At 46.7% G+C, this 14,156-nt stretch carries 12 protein-coding genes; 9 read left to right on the top strand and 3 right to left on the bottom strand.

Features of this window, described 5'->3' with window-relative positions; all coding sequences use genetic code 11:
* Window positions 1-15 precede the first annotated feature (15 nt).
* From ACL2XQ_RS10320 to rbsD, 7 genes are read left to right on the top strand one after another with little or no spacing between them, the layout of a single operon-like run.
* Complete coding sequence (locus tag ACL2XQ_RS10320) at window positions 16-1,503, top strand: sugar ABC transporter ATP-binding protein (RefSeq protein WP_413730030.1); 1,488 nt, start codon at window positions 16-18, stop codon at window positions 1,501-1,503.
* An 8-nt stretch (window positions 1,504-1,511) separates the two neighbouring features.
* On the top strand, window positions 1,512-2,501 hold the full coding sequence (locus ACL2XQ_RS10315) for an ABC transporter permease (protein WP_413730029.1): 990 nt from the start codon (window positions 1,512-1,514) through the stop codon (window positions 2,499-2,501).
* Between the two features lie 42 nt (window positions 2,502-2,543).
* Window positions 2,544-3,524 (top strand): substrate-binding domain-containing protein, encoded by a 981-nt coding sequence (locus ACL2XQ_RS10310; protein WP_413730028.1) that lies wholly within the window; start codon window positions 2,544-2,546, stop codon window positions 3,522-3,524.
* A gap of 39 nt (window positions 3,525-3,563) precedes the next feature.
* Window positions 3,564-4,607, top strand: a complete 1,044-nt coding sequence (locus ACL2XQ_RS10305; RefSeq protein ID WP_413730027.1) for a zinc-dependent alcohol dehydrogenase — start codon at window positions 3,564-3,566, stop codon at window positions 4,605-4,607.
* Window positions 4,604-5,485, top strand: coding sequence for a PfkB family carbohydrate kinase (locus ACL2XQ_RS10300; RefSeq protein ID WP_413730026.1), 882 nt, complete (start codon window positions 4,604-4,606; stop codon window positions 5,483-5,485). The genes ACL2XQ_RS10305 and ACL2XQ_RS10300 overlap by 4 nt, the downstream gene beginning before the upstream one ends.
* On the top strand, window positions 5,482-6,648 hold the full coding sequence (locus tag ACL2XQ_RS10295) for an iron-containing alcohol dehydrogenase (RefSeq protein WP_413730025.1): 1,167 nt from the start codon (window positions 5,482-5,484) through the stop codon (window positions 6,646-6,648). The genes ACL2XQ_RS10300 and ACL2XQ_RS10295 overlap by 4 nt, the downstream gene beginning before the upstream one ends.
* A gap of 1 nt (window position 6,649) precedes the next feature.
* The gene (rbsD, locus tag ACL2XQ_RS10290) at window positions 6,650-7,063 is read left to right on the top strand and encodes a D-ribose pyranase (RefSeq protein WP_413730024.1); all 414 of its coding nucleotides are present in this window, start codon (window positions 6,650-6,652) and stop codon (window positions 7,061-7,063) included.
* Window positions 7,064-7,110: 47 nt separating this feature from the next.
* On the opposite strand, the gene ACL2XQ_RS10285 is transcribed toward rbsD, so the two are convergent.
* Window positions 7,111-7,968, bottom strand: coding sequence for an AraC family transcriptional regulator (locus ACL2XQ_RS10285; protein WP_413730023.1), 858 nt, complete (start codon window positions 7,966-7,968; stop codon window positions 7,111-7,113).
* A 787-nt stretch (window positions 7,969-8,755) separates the two neighbouring features.
* On the opposite strand from ACL2XQ_RS10285, the gene ACL2XQ_RS10280 reads away from it, so the two are divergent.
* Complete coding sequence (locus ACL2XQ_RS10280; RefSeq protein ID WP_413730022.1) at window positions 8,756-9,994, top strand: MFS transporter; 1,239 nt, start codon at window positions 8,756-8,758, stop codon at window positions 9,992-9,994.
* 85 nt (window positions 9,995-10,079) lie between these two features.
* On the opposite strand, the gene ACL2XQ_RS10275 is transcribed toward ACL2XQ_RS10280, so the two are convergent.
* Window positions 10,080-11,909: an SgrR family transcriptional regulator gene (locus tag ACL2XQ_RS10275; RefSeq protein ID WP_413730020.1), complete on the bottom strand. Its 1,830-nt coding sequence runs from the start codon at window positions 11,907-11,909 to the stop codon at window positions 10,080-10,082.
* A gap of 205 nt (window positions 11,910-12,114) precedes the next feature.
* On the opposite strand from ACL2XQ_RS10275, the gene ACL2XQ_RS10270 reads away from it, so the two are divergent.
* The gene (locus ACL2XQ_RS10270; protein ID WP_413731043.1) at window positions 12,115-12,933 is read left to right on the top strand and encodes a shikimate 5-dehydrogenase; all 819 of its coding nucleotides are present in this window, start codon (window positions 12,115-12,117) and stop codon (window positions 12,931-12,933) included.
* Window positions 12,934-13,052: 119 nt separating this feature from the next.
* On the opposite strand, the gene ACL2XQ_RS10265 is transcribed toward ACL2XQ_RS10270, so the two are convergent.
* Window positions 13,053-13,619, bottom strand: coding sequence for a VOC family protein (locus ACL2XQ_RS10265; protein WP_413730019.1), 567 nt, complete (start codon window positions 13,617-13,619; stop codon window positions 13,053-13,055).
* Window positions 13,620-14,156 lie beyond the last annotated feature (537 nt).

The following is a 14,156-nucleotide window of genomic DNA, read 5'->3' as shown; positions in this document are numbered from 1 at the left end:
TAGGAGGAAGAGATCATGATTTTTGACACTGTTATCGAATTACGAGATATTGAAAAATCATTCGGTTCAAATCAGGTTTTAAAAAAAATCTGTTTCTCCGCCAGAGCCGGAGAAGTTCATGCACTAATCGGTGAAAATGGTGCGGGAAAATCAACCTTAATGAAAATTATATGCGGTATTTATCCCCCCTCGTCCGGTGATATTTACTTTAACGGGAATAAAATTACCCCAACAAACTCACTTGATGCACAAAATATCGGTATAGGAGTAGTACACCAAGAACTTTCGTTGATCCCTGAGTTAACGGTCGCACAAAATATTTATGGCAATCGTGCACCCGCTAACAGGTTAGGATTCATAAACTGGAAGAAGCTTAATCAACAAACACAGGCTTTATTTATTCAGTTAGGGATCAATTTGCGAGCAGATATTCAGGTAAAAAAACTGACGGTTGGTATGCAGCAATTGGTGGAAATTGCCAAGGCGATTTCATTGAATGCAAAGGTACTGATCATGGATGAACCCAGTTCTTCGCTTTCTGAACAAGATGTGGACATTTTATATAGAGTAGTACGTGATCTGAAGAAAAAAGGCGTTGCAATGATTTTTATCTCCCACAAGCTGGATGAAATTTTTGCGATCGCAGAAAGATGCAGTGTACTTCGTGATGGAAATTTGGTTAGTACATCTGACACATCGAAAACCAATAAGGCGAGGATTATTTCTGAGATGGTCGGTAGAGAATTAACCCAACTCTATCCACCGAAGGGGAGCTGTTTTGGTGATGTGATATTCAAGTGTGAAAAGCTGGAAAGAACTTCAGTGTTTAGCGATGTCAGCTTCGATATCCGCCGGGGAGAAATATTGGGTTGTGCCGGTCTAGTGGGTGCCGGTAGGACAGAAATCGCCCGTGCTATTTTTGGCGCTGATAAGTTAACATCAGGAACATTAACGCTTGATGGCAAAAAACTCGTCATTCACCAACCTTCAGATGCCATCAATGCAGGTATTGTTTACCTCACCGAAGACCGAAAGCATTTGGGGTTATTTCTGGAAAAAAATATTGTCGAAAATATTGTTTCCAGCACTCTCGATAACTATACCAATGTCTGTGGATTGATTTTTCGTCGAAGAATGCAGGAAACTGCACAGAAATACATCACCGGCTTGCAAATAAGAACCTCATCAATTGAACAGTTAGTAGGAAATCTCAGTGGTGGAAATCAGCAAAAAGTTCTTCTGGCGAAGTGTCTGGAAGTTAAACCCAAACTGCTGATTGTAGATGAGCCCACACGTGGTGTAGATGTGGGGGCGAAATCAGCTATTCATGGCTATTTAAGAAAACTGGCCAATGAAGGCGTTGCTGTTTTGGTCATTTCCTCAGAGCTACCGGAGGTTGTAGGTCTGAGCGATCGGATTGCCATATTCAGGGAGGGGCGCTTGGAAAAAATCGTTACCGATGAAAGCACGCAAGAACAAATTATGCAATATGCGGCAGTATGAGGCCAAACATGAATATGATCAAAAATATTTTATCAGGATACAATAGCATTCTCGCATTGATTGTCCTGGTTATCATGATATCAATGAACGTAGCATTTCCTGGTTTTATTAGTATATTGAATATGGAATCAATAACGACGGGTTTTATCGGCGAATGTTTTATTGCGCTAGGCATGTTATTAGTGATTATTTTGCGCGGTATAGATTTATCGGTTGCATCGACACTCCCTTTTTCAGCGATTATTGTCAGCCAACTACTGCAATTTTTTACTGGATTGACGGGCAGTATTTATTTCTCAATTTTTATCTCAGTAATTATCACCCTAATATTGTGCATATGTGTCGGTGTGATAAATGGCCTTTTAGTGAATAGGCTCAAGGTACATGCATTTATTGTCACACTGGCAATGGCAATGACATTACGTGGTATCAATCTGGTAATTACCAATGGCAGTACAATTTCTGGTTTGCCAGCAAAATTTACTGCATTTGGTCAGGACTACTTGTTCGGATTGCCTTTAATGCTTTGGCTGTTTATCATTGTTGCCATTGGCTTTGGTTATGCACTGGCAAATCATCGATATTTCCAGCAAGTCTATTTTATCGGTGGTAATGAAGAAGCAGCAAAATTGAATGGCATCAATGTAGATTTATTTAAAATATTTGCCTTCGCATTTTCCGCCTTAATGGCGGGTATCGCGGGCATTATTTATGCTTCACAATTCGGTGCTGCAAATATGGCATATGGACAGAACATTGAATTGCGTGTTATTGCAGCTGTTTTTATTGGTGGTGCAAGTATGTTTGGTGGGGTCGGAACTTTCATGGGGACAATATTAGGCGTATTTTTCCTCGCAATACTTTATAACGGTTTTACCTGGACTGGTATAAATACGTATTATCAAGAAATCTTGATTGGCGGCATGCTGGTGAGCGCGGTATTTATTGGTGAAGTAACCAAGAGAAGAACCAATATAAAAGTAGTATTAAAAAATTGATTTTTTATAGAATTTAACCCTTTATTATAATCGGAGTCACTGATGAAAACTTTCTGGAAAATATGTTCCACAGTATTACTTTCCTTGTCTTTATTTCTTGTATCATCCGCTCATGCGGCAGATAAGAAAGTGGAGACATATTCCATGGTTGTCTTTTTGAAAGGTTCGGAGTTTTTCAACTGGGCATATGCCGGGATGCAGGACGCGGCAAAAATGCTTGGTGATAACGTGAAAGTTGAATTACAGGGGCCCGCCGAATGGGATGCGTCAGTTGAGGCACGTACCGTGACTCAACTGACGGCGCGAAAAGTGGATGGCATCGTATTGACGGCTGGAGAAGCAAAAACGCTGGAGCCGGCCATTAATCGCGCCATTGAATATAAGATTCCGGTTATTACCTTTGATTCTGATTCTCCCACGTCCAATCGACTGACATTCGTTGGGACGAATAACTACCAGGCCGGTTATGCTGCCGGACAGGAGATGGCGCAATGGGTAAAAGGAGGGGGTGCAGTTGGTGTTTCCTATATGAAGGGCCCAGCCCATTTGGCCGCTCGTGTGCAGGGTTTCACTGATGCACTGAATAAAGCCTCTCCGAACACCAAAATTTATGAGGTTGACGATCAGGGCAGTATTGAAGGGGCCGCATCAAAAATTACCGCTTTGATACAGGCGCACAGCGATATCAAGGCGATTTTTGCAGCCCATGGCAATCCGACTACCGGTGCGGCGCAAGCTATCCGCGATCTTAACCTTAGAGGAAAAATTGTCATTATGGGATTTGACTTTGACGAGGCCACCGTTGCCCTGATTGATAATGGCGAGGTCCAGGCGATAGTCGGCCAGAATCCTTACCTCATGGGCTTCCAGGGTCTGCTTCAGGCCTATGCTGCGCGTCATCCAACGCGTGTGGGTGCTGATAATGCCAACTTTGGCTGGGTGCCAAAAACCATTGATACTGGCGTTCGTCTTATCTATAAGAAAGATCTCGAGTCTATTCGAAAAGTTCCTTCCATTAATTGAAAATATTGGGATTATCCCTTTTATCGAGAGGAGTAAATCATGAAACAAGCTGTTATGACTGCCCCCGGGGAAATTGTATTTTCTGCTGATGTTCCTATCCCTGTCATTAAAGATAATGAGGTGCTGCTTAAAGTTAATTATATCGGCGTTTGTGGTTCTGATATTCATGTTTGGCATGGTAAACATCCGTTTACTTCTTATCCCGTCATTCAAGGACACGAATTTAGTGGAACGATCATCAAATGTGGGAAAGATATTCCAACTCATATCAAAATCGGTATGAAAGCCACTGCTTTACCGCAAATCACCTGTGGAAAATGTGCGCCATGTTTACGGGGAGAATTTAATATTTGCGACCAACTCAGGGTGCGTGGTTTTCAAGCGCCGGGTTGCGCCCAAGACTATTTTACCGTGCCGGTAGACCGCTTAATTCTACTTCCTGACGATATAGATATGAAAATCGCCGCCTTTGTCGAGCCAGTAGCCGTTGCCGTTCATGCAGTCTCTCATGTAAAGAAATTACTGGCTGGTGCGAAAGTTCTGGTGACCGGCGCGGGGACTATTGGCAACCTGGTGGCACAAGTAGCCACCGCTTATGGGGCGGAGGTTATGATTACTGATATTAATGACTTCCGTCTGGAAAAAGCAAAAGCCTGTGGGGTCGCACACGTCGTTAATACGGCTAAAGAAAACTTGCCTGAGTGCATTGAGGTTTTATTGGGTCCAAATCGCTTTAGTGTCGGGTTTGAAGTTTCCGGCGTGGAAAAGGCATTGGATCAAGTCGTAAATACCATTGCTAAAGGGGGCATTATTGTTGCCGTCGCCGTTTATGAAGGCAAGCCCCGAGTAGATATGTCGATTCTCGGTGATCGTGAAATTTCGCTCCTGGGAACATTGATGTATAAGCATCAGGATTTTTTTGATGCCATCAACTTGCTTTCAAGTGGAAAAGTCAAAGTAAAGGAGCTGATTTCACGCGAGTTTGAGTTTGATGACTATCTAACGTCTTATCAATACCACGACTCGCACGGTATGGAAACCATGAAACTCATCGTGAAAGTCAACAGTGACGGCACGCTATGAATATATTGGCTATTGGTGAAGTCCTCTGGGATTGTTTTGGTTCTCAGCGAAAACTCGGCGGCGCGGCCGCTAATTTTATCTATCACGCCACGCAGTTGGGCGTCCATGCCACTTTGGTTTCCGCCATCGGTACCGACGAGGACGGACGACAGTTAGAACATGAGCTGAAGATGTTTAGCATTCCCTGTTATCTGCAGTCCAACCACTATCCAACCGGTGTGGTAGATGTGATTTTGAATAATGATGGTATTCCTGGTTACACCATCCACAGTCCCGCCGCATGGGATGAGGTTACACAAACGCCCGAGTTGTGCGCATTGGTGGCCAACGCTGACTTGATTTATTTCGGCTCCCTTTTTCTCAGAGGCGCAAATAATCAGCAACTGATTAATCGGCTTTTGGCGTACGCTAAGGCGGACTGCAAAGTCCTGGTCGATGTTAATTTGCGCCAATCTTTTTTCAATGCGCAGATGCTGACCTATTTGATGCAGAAGGCCGACTTTATCAAGGTGAGTGAAGATGAGTTGAAGGTTATTGCCGGACTACTCGATTTACCGAGTGAGATGGATGCTTTTTATAACGAGATTCGTAAGCGGTTTGCAATAGAGCTGATGGTTTATACCTGCGGTGGCCGGGGAAGTACGCTGTATTGGCAAGAACAAAAAAATGTGCATTTAGGCGTCAATATTAAACCCGTCGATACAGTGGGTGCCGGCGACGCCTTTTCCGCAACGGTGGCCGTATTGGCCCTGCAGAAAAAACCTTTGGCGATGATTAATCATTTTGCAAACAGTTTAGCTGCGTTCGTCTGTACACAACAGGGCGCGATGCCTGAAGTTCCCTACGTCATGGCCGAGAATTGCAGAGGTGAACAATGAAAAGTTTTAAATATGTTAACGGTACAGAAATTGTCTTTGGTTCTGGGGCGCTGCATCAAGTTGGTGAGATCACCCGCCGGTATGGTCAGCGGGCGTTGCTTGTCACTACGCCGGTTGTGGCATATATGCAGCCCCTAATTGATAAAATTACAGCGCGCCTGACTGACAGCGGCGTAAACGTTGCTTTTTTCGACGGCGTGGTGCCAAATCCAACCACTGAAAGCATTACCGCCGGCGCGCGGCGAGCACGGGAGTTTAAGGCCGATGTCGTCATTGGATTTGGCGGAGGCTCGAGTATGGACACGGCCAAAGCTATTGCGGTTGAAGCAACTCATCCGGGTACCGCATGGGATTACTTGTTTTTTAAACAACCACCTTCCGCAACTACCTTGCCCATCATTGCTATTACAACCACTTCCGGGACAGGTTCGCATGTCACTCAAGTTGCTGTATTATCAGAAAATGATACAAAAACAAAGTCGGCGATTTATAACGACATCATTCTACCAAAAGTTGCCATTGTTGATCCCTCGCTTATGTTAACCCTACCAAAATCGGTCACGGCGATGACCGGTTTTGATGCATTCACCCATGCTTTTGAATCGATGATCCATCCCGCCACCTCTCCGTTTATAGAAATGATGGCAAAGGAGGTCATTCACATTGTAATCAATACGTTACCCCTAGTCTTACGCAATCATCAGGATCTTGAGCTGCGTGAAAAAATGGCATGGGCCGATACGCTTGCCGGTTTGTGCATTAAGTCAGCCGGCGTCACTCTTCCTCATGGGCAGGGTATGGCGATAAGCGGATTGTTCAGTCATGTTGCCCATGGTGAAGCGTTGGCTATTGTTTATCCTGCGTTCATACGTTTTACCTGGCAGTCTGCCATTCCCGCTTTTGCCGTCCTGGCACGCGAACTCGATCCTACCTTAACTAAATGTCCGGATAATGAAGCCGCTGAACATTCAGCACAATTGATGAAGGCCTTCTTGTCTGAAATCGGGCTAAACAAAACGTTGCGGGATGTGGGCATGACAGAAAAAGAAATACCTGAACTGGCTGTGGCGTCCATGTTGTTACCGGATTATAAAGGAAACCCGCGTATTGCTACATCTGAAGAAATGATCGCGTTAATTAAAGAAGCCTATTACGGAGCTTGATATGTTAGAGATCGGAATACTTAACCGCCAGCTCGCTGCTTCGCTGGCGACACTTGGTCATGGTGATTTGCTGTTGGTGACAGATGCGGGGTTTGCAACACCCAATGGAATTAACGTGATTGATTTATCTTTGAAAGAGAACCTACCAACGGTTTATGACGTACTGCAGGAAATAAACAAATATTTTTCAGTAGAAGGATTATTTATCGCGCAGGAAACGATGGACATTAATCCTGGCCATAGCTCGAAGATACAATCCCTTTTTTTGCTTAAGGCCGACATCATCTCACATGCCGAATTGAAGAAAAAGGCAACAACGGTGAAATGTGTCATTAGGACGGGGGATTTTACAGCTTTCGGTAATGTGATCCTCATCTCTGGTGCAGGTGACCGTTGGATCAGTGAAGTACATTAAACGGCTTTTGCTAAACAACCGTAGTCTGATGCTACGGTTGTTTGGTGTTATGCTTCTCGTCTCTTCCTGCGGAATTCTGATGGTGATATTTGGTTAATATCCATAAATCGGCGGTTAAAATTTGATATATTACTAAACCCACTCTCAAAACTAATCTTTGTTATAGAATGCTCGGTGTTTATCAACAGATCTGAGGCATATGATATTTTGAGTTTATTCAGAAAATTTTTATAACTTAATCCTGTTTCAGCTTTAAATTTACGGCAAAATGCATTGGAATTCATATTGATGCTATTTGAAACGTCGTGAAGGCTGGGATTTTTTTTGAAATTTATTTTTATATATTCGATGGCCTTATCAATTCTATGCCCGATTTGTAGCTCAAGAGATTTATCATAAGCCGAATTAAGGATCTGATAATTATTGCTTTTTGCCAAATGTAATAATATTTCGAAAAGTTTAATTAATTTAATGGGAGGGCTGTCGTTTTCCATGCTGACAATGTGGTTTTTAACCACTAAGGTGTCCTCTATTAAAAACTCAATTCCTTGGCCAGCATCAGAGAGTAATTTATTTATTTCCCAAAATTCCGGGAAGTTACTGAAAAGCACTTTGAATTCATCCATGCTAAATTGAATTACGTAATCAGTCTGATGTCTTGGGTCGATATTCCCAGACACAATCCAATTATGAGGTATATTGCTTCCAACAAGCGCAGAATAAATATTCCCATACTGTCTTATTGAATTCCCGATAATGGCATCGCCTTCACCATCAAGTATCATATGAAGTTCATATTCAGGATGATAGTGCCATAGACAGTAAGGGTAATTGGCACCATGGACAAGATAAGAAAAAGAGGATCCATTTGTCTTTTTTTCGATATATTCTCTTTTCAAATTCATGATTACTGACCTATTTAGCATTAAAAAATAGCGAAGAGTAACCTGTTAAAAAGAATTATAAACCAAAGAGGTGTACGACTTCTGCATCCTTTATCACATTCTGAAAAGCCTCTGGTGTCAGTAGTCCATTCCGAAAGCAGGCTTACTGCTCAAGCCATTTTTTGGGCAAAATTTAACCATTGGGATGCATTATAAAGCATTATAAATATAGTGCGTTTCATTGACATCCTTCTCGCTGTAACGACCAGTATCCCCACCGTGTTCAGAGCGCAGCCTGATTCGTCTCGGTTTGTTCCTGCTTCAGCGAGCGGCCTGACAGCGCCCTCACCACAGGCTATCACGGCATCTCCCACCGCTAAAATTATTAAGAGCATTGTTGATATCGGCGTTTCGCCATAGTGCCACACGGCCCATACCAAGCAGCATTGGGACAGGTTTTTTTGGCTGTGTGGGCCCATAGCAAACGCATCGTTGGTTGGTTCAAGCAGGCACTAACACCAGACCTCCCCGCTATGCCTGCTGTTTTTTAGTTGTCGGCGTATCTCATCGAGTCCCCTCGGGAAACCTTCGCCTTTCAGGTCGGGGGAGATTAGCCCAAGGAGCGCCTGTAAATCCTGAAACGGCTTAGTGCAGTTCAGGTAGGTTGCTGTGAAGTGTGAATCCCTCTTCAGCAGCAGGGGTGCCGTCAAGGGGTAAAGACCTACTTAGACGCGGAACTTGAAGGCCACAAACAGACATCACCATAGACCATCAGAACGCGCTATAATACCGGAACCTTCATCCTAACATGATAAAGAACATCATGATTTTACCTCAGATTCGGCAAGACGGTTTCTCAGACAACAAATTACTTTTGATATGTGGAACCGGGTGGTTGTTCGATGCGATGGACGTAGGACTTTTATCCTTCATTCTGGCCGCTCTGAGACAAGACTGGGGGCTGACCGCCGCACAACTGGGGGTGATCGGTAGCGTTAACTCGGTCGGCATGGCAGTTGGGGCCTTTATCTTTGGTCTCTATGCTGACAGAAAGGGGCGCAAATCGGCCTTCATGCTTACGCTGCTGATGTTTAGCATTGCCAGCGGACTGAGCGCTTTCTCCTGGGGGCTGGGTAGCCTGCTGGTGTTACGTTTTTTTGTCGGCATGGGACTGGGTGGCGAATTGCCGGTAGCTTCGACGCTGGTGAGCGAGAGTGTCCCGCCCGAGGTGCGTGGGCGCGTCATTGTGCTACTAGAAAGCTTCTGGGCCGTGGGCTGGCTGCTGGCGGCGTTGATCGCCTATTTCCTTATTCCATTGCCTAGCATCGGCTGGCGCGGCGCAATGATCTTGTGCGCGCTGCCGGCATTTTACACGCTCTATCTGCGTTTGAGATTACCGGATTCGCCCTACTTTATCCAATTGAGCCAGCAGGAGAGGAAAACATCGTTCCTCAGAAAAATAACAGCATTGTTGACCACGGAGTATCGCCGTCGCAGCCTCATGCTGTGGATTGTGTGGTTTTGCGTGGTCTTTTCCTATTACGGAATGTTCTTGTGGTTGCCCAGTGTCATGATGATGAAGGGTTTTGGTCTGGTCAAAAGTTTCGGCTTTGTTTTGATCATGACGGTTGCCCAATTGCCCGGATATTTCTCAGTGGCCTGGCTGATTGAACGTGTGGGACGACGGTGGGTGCTGGCCACTTATCTGTTGGGAACGCTAATCAGCGCCTATTTCTTCGGTATCGCCGATTCAAGCGCTCAGTTGCTGCTTTTCGGTTCATTGCTTTCTTTCTTTAATTTAGGCGCCTGGGGTGCTTTGTATGCCTACACGCCTGAGCAATACGCCACTCAGATAAGAGCCACCGGAGCCGGCGTTGCCGCCGCTATTGGGCGAGTGGGGGGGATCTTTGGTCCGTTGACTGTGGGATATCTGGTTTCGGCCGGGGTATCCATCGGCAGCATCTTTACGCTGTTCAGCATGGCGATCCTGCTAGCGGTACTGGCAATCGTGACGTTGGGTAAAGAAACCAAGCAAATTGAGTTGTAGCATTCACCCGCCAGAGACCGGCTAGACGAAGGGAGTCGGTCACCTTCGTCATTTCTAATTGTCCTAAATTCGGCGCGAGTAACTGTTATTTCGGTTCCATCCAGGTGGTCTTGAAATCAAACCAGCCCAGGTTGTTTAGATGGATTCCCTGGGCCTGATCCGGCCCCTTCAGCCGCATCCAGTGATGGAACAACGGCTGAAGCCATCCTTCACCGACCACATGCTGTACCAACTGCTTTGAACTGAGCGACCCGTCGCGCCACTGCTGCTGCCACGCGCTGAATATCTGCGCATCACCTCCGAAAATAGAGTGTTTCAGCAGCGGCATGCCCAGTAGCCACGCGCCGACGCTCCATGCCTCCGGCACGGCGAAATTCACCGTACCTAGCCAGAGGTCGGCAAAGCCTTCCCCCTTGGCCCAGCGCGCGTAATCCAGTTGCATGATATCCAGACGGATGCCCTCAGTGGCCAGCATTTTTTGCATTTCCGCCGCCAGCATCGGATATTCGGGATGCTGGCAGTGGTAAGCCAATGTGAGTACGGAGACGGGGGTGCGGCTTCCCCCTGTCAAAGGGGCAAAAGGTGCCTGAGTCGGCCCATCGTCCATGCAGTGGAACCAAGTGGGTAACAGGCTACCGGTCGGCACCCAGAACGGGCGAATGGATTCGACTAACTGCTGGGCTAGCAAATAGGGATTCAGCTTTTCCCTAATCCAGCGCCGCCGCTCGATGGTGCGCCAATGCGGCGAGCGGCTGTCGCACAGTAAAAAATAGCCGCCCCGTTCTAGAAACATTTCCTGTGAAAGATCGGACGGTTTTCCGGTTAAACCGACCGCCAGCCCGGAAGCATAGTCAAGATCGCTAATACTTGAGCTTAACCAGGCGGCGGAATACACCGACAGTGTGTGTTGGCCAGACACCGCGATATTTTCGACTGCCGGGCGCGGCGGGGCATTCCCCCGCGTCATCCGGTCCTGGTCGGCGGAGTGCGACAGATCAGGCCAGACAATGACCTCTATTTCATCAAGCAAGCCGCGCAAGCCAAAATAATGATCAAATGCGCGCATCAGCAAATGCCAAGCGTCATTCTCACTGACCAGATAAGGTCCCGTACCCACGGGGTGAGCGGCAAAATCCGCGCGGGCGGCGTGATCGGCAGGTAAAATCATAGCGGCCGGCTCGGTCAGTAATTGCGGCAATAACGGGTCTGGCTGGGTCAGTTCGATAATGACGCTTAAGATGCCCAGTTCATCAATGCGTTTAATGTGCGAAAACAACGGGAGGTGAGCACACCGTCTTAATGAGACCACGACATCTTGGCTGGCAAGTACCCGGCCGTCGTGAAAGTGGACCCCTGGGCGTAAGAAAAATCGCCAATGCAAAGGATCGATCATGCGCCAGTGGTGAGCCAGGTCTGTTTCAACCGCCCCGCTTTCTTCATTGATTCGGGTCAGTCCATTAAATATTTGTCGTACCAGGTGGATTTCCGAGCGGCGCAGAGGCGTGCCGGGATAGAGGTTGGGCATGGTGCGATAATAGGGTATCCGCAGCGACTGGTAATCATCATGAATGCGGTAACCCAATTTAGTCCTCAGCAACGACGCAATCAGGTGTTTTTCATCGCCCAGCAAATCGATGGCCGCGCCATAATCGCCGGCATCAAGTAGATGATCCGCTTTTGCCACCAGTAATTGGTGTTCACTACGAAGCAGCCGCAGCCGGGCTTTATGCCCACGTCCCGGGCTGGCTTGCCACTGTAGCCAGCCCGCCGCCTGCATTTGCGACAAGAGTGCGCGCATATGACGTTTACTGCAGCACAGCCCATCTGCCAGCGCCTGGATCGTGGTGGTGACATCCCGCGAGGGAAATAACGCCAGCAGGCGCAGGTATTGATGTTCACGTCGTAGGCCATTCATAAAAGAGGAATCCTGAATAAAAAAACTCAGCAGTTTTTAATAGCACCTTTTTAGTCCATTATTTTTTTGATGGCAAGGGATAACGGAGGAGATGCCGGCAGTGTCGCAGAGCCGCACCATGCAGAGTCTGCTTGGCCGGGTACATATCCTTACTTTTATTTCAGGATTGATATCAGTAACTTTTATATATATCAGGACACAGGCAATGACCCAGAATCTGAATAAAGACACGAAAATATGTATGTCTCTGGCGGCACGTCCGAGTAATTTCGGGACGCGTTTTCATAATTATCTCTATAACGCGCTGGGACTCGATTATTTATACAAAGCCTTTACCACCACCGATCTGCCCGCCGCCATCGGGGGTGTTCGTGCCCTGGGTATCCGCGGCTGTGCGATATCAATGCCGTTTAAACAGGATTGCATCGCCCTGGTCGATGAGTTGGACGTGTCAGCCAAGGCCATCAATTCGGTTAATACTATTGTCAACACTGACGGCTATCTGAAAGCCTACAATACCGATTATATCGCTATCGCCACCCTGCTAAAGCAATACCAGGTACCTACTTCGCTGACTTTCGCGCTACGTGGTAGCGGCGGTATGGCCAAAGCGGTGGCCTGTGCGTTAAAAGATGCTGGGTTCAGCCGAGGTTATATAATCGCCATTGATGAAACCAGCGGTCGTGAACTGGCCAATTTATGTGGTTATGAATGGCGTGCGGATATAAAGGGTCTGCAACCCGAACTCCTTATCAACGCGACGCCGATTGGCATGTCCGGCGGTGATGACGCCGATAAATTGTCCTTTACGCCCGAGGAGGTCGATGCGGCCAGCGTCATATTTGATGTGGTGGCTTTACCGGCGCAAACGCCGCTTATCCGTTATGCCCGCGATAAAGACAAAACCGTTATCACCGGCTCTGAAGTCTTTGCTATCCAGGCGGTGGAGCAATTTGCACTTTACACCGGCATTCGGCCTGACCCGGCGTTATTTCAAAAAGCCGCTGCCTATTCACGGCAATAGGCGATGTCGGTGGTTTTAAAAGCAATTATTTGCAAGGCCAACAGGCAGTTATGATATCCTCCCCGACGTTTAGGCCGGAGAGGATGTCAAGGACGCAGTATGCATTACGCGCATGGCATTCAACGGCGTGCCGGTAACCAGGCCGTGGCCTCGCTATCATCGTCATAATAGTAGCCGCCAGGGATGGACTGCAGTTCGATCAGCATCCCCCACGGTGCACGTGCATAGACACTCGCGTTGCCAGAGGTATCCTCATGGCGCGAGTTGCCGTGCTTTTTTGACAGAAATTGCCCCCCGGCGGCTTGCAATCGCGCAACCGCAGCATTCATATCGTCGCAGTAAACGGCCAGATGATTAAGTCCAAAATCGCAAAGCGCAGCGGCCGACTGTTGGTGCGGCGATTCTATCTCAAACATTTCCAATCCCGGGCCGTTGCCGATGCGCAGCATACGCTGGCGCACAATGCGCGCGCCTTTGGGGAGCCCGAGTTGGTGCTCAATATCCGGACCTTGGCGCGGAGTATCTTCGCGCGTTAGGCCGTCGTAACACCAGCGCGCACCGAGCGCGGCGCGCAAGAACTCAGTAGCCACATCAATATCAGGCACAGTAATCCCCAAGTGGTGAATACCACGTGGTAGTTCACCGAATATATCGCTAGCAGCAGAAACTGTGGTATTTGCGCTCATATTATATTTTCTCTTTTTCGCTATAAATTTCAAGGGTCCCTGCAGATAATCTCGATTATCACTGGCTCAGGATAAACAGATATTCTAGAAAAAACCCTAAGTTCCTTGAGAGTAATTCAGTTAATTGTAGCTGATGATTCGGAATACAGTCAAGTTAGGTAACGTCAAGAAATAACCACCACGTGTAAAATTTTTCCTAATGGTTAAATATTAATAGCTAATGGATGTATTCTATTCAATCATCATTCCAATGCGTCACGCATTACAACTCCCATTTATGAATTACGGATTCAATAGGATATAATTTTTCTGGATAACAGCAATATTTAAAATTTCTTGATAGTCTTCCCCTATGAAAATGATATACCTTAGTTTGTCACTGCTGCGTGTTAGCGATTGGACGAAATTACCAGCTTTCATATCGGCATGAACTTCTTCAATTTGTATATATTATTTATTTTTTAAGTTAAAATAACGCTCCATTTTAAGCGGGAATAAAAACGTATCGGCTTTTTTTAGTTTTCGCTGCGGATAACG

Source organism: Sodalis sp. RH14 (assembly GCF_047324285.1).
Lineage (GTDB): Bacteria > Pseudomonadota > Gammaproteobacteria > Enterobacterales > Enterobacteriaceae > Acerihabitans.
Note: the sequence above shows the minus strand (reverse complement) of the source record. Positions and strands in the feature narration are given on the sequence as shown.

Bases quoted from the DNA above. Each gene is read 5' to 3' on its own strand.
- ACL2XQ_RS10320 (WP_413730030.1), top strand. From the start codon at position 16: ATGATTTTTGACACTGTTATCGAATTACGAGATATTGAAAAATCATTC.
- ACL2XQ_RS10315 (WP_413730029.1), top strand. From the start codon at position 1,512: ATGAATATGATCAAAAATATTTTATCAGGATACAATAGCATTCTCGCA.
- ACL2XQ_RS10310 (WP_413730028.1), top strand. From the start codon at position 2,544: ATGAAAACTTTCTGGAAAATATGTTCCACAGTATTACTTTCCTTGTCT.
- ACL2XQ_RS10305 (WP_413730027.1), top strand. From the start codon at position 3,564: ATGAAACAAGCTGTTATGACTGCCCCCGGGGAAATTGTATTTTCTGCT.
- ACL2XQ_RS10300 (WP_413730026.1), top strand. From the start codon at position 4,604: ATGAATATATTGGCTATTGGTGAAGTCCTCTGGGATTGTTTTGGTTCT.
- ACL2XQ_RS10295 (WP_413730025.1), top strand. From the start codon at position 5,482: ATGAAAAGTTTTAAATATGTTAACGGTACAGAAATTGTCTTTGGTTCT.
- rbsD (WP_413730024.1), top strand. From the start codon at position 6,650: ATGTTAGAGATCGGAATACTTAACCGCCAGCTCGCTGCTTCGCTGGCG.
- ACL2XQ_RS10285 (WP_413730023.1), bottom strand. From the start codon at position 7,968: ATGAATTTGAAAAGAGAATATATCGAAAAAAAGACAAATGGATCCTCT.
- ACL2XQ_RS10280 (WP_413730022.1), top strand. From the start codon at position 8,756: ATGATAAAGAACATCATGATTTTACCTCAGATTCGGCAAGACGGTTTC.
- ACL2XQ_RS10275 (WP_413730020.1), bottom strand. From the start codon at position 11,909: ATGAATGGCCTACGACGTGAACATCAATACCTGCGCCTGCTGGCGTTA.
- ACL2XQ_RS10270 (WP_413731043.1), top strand. From the start codon at position 12,115: ATGACCCAGAATCTGAATAAAGACACGAAAATATGTATGTCTCTGGCG.
- ACL2XQ_RS10265 (WP_413730019.1), bottom strand. From the start codon at position 13,619: ATGAGCGCAAATACCACAGTTTCTGCTGCTAGCGATATATTCGGTGAA.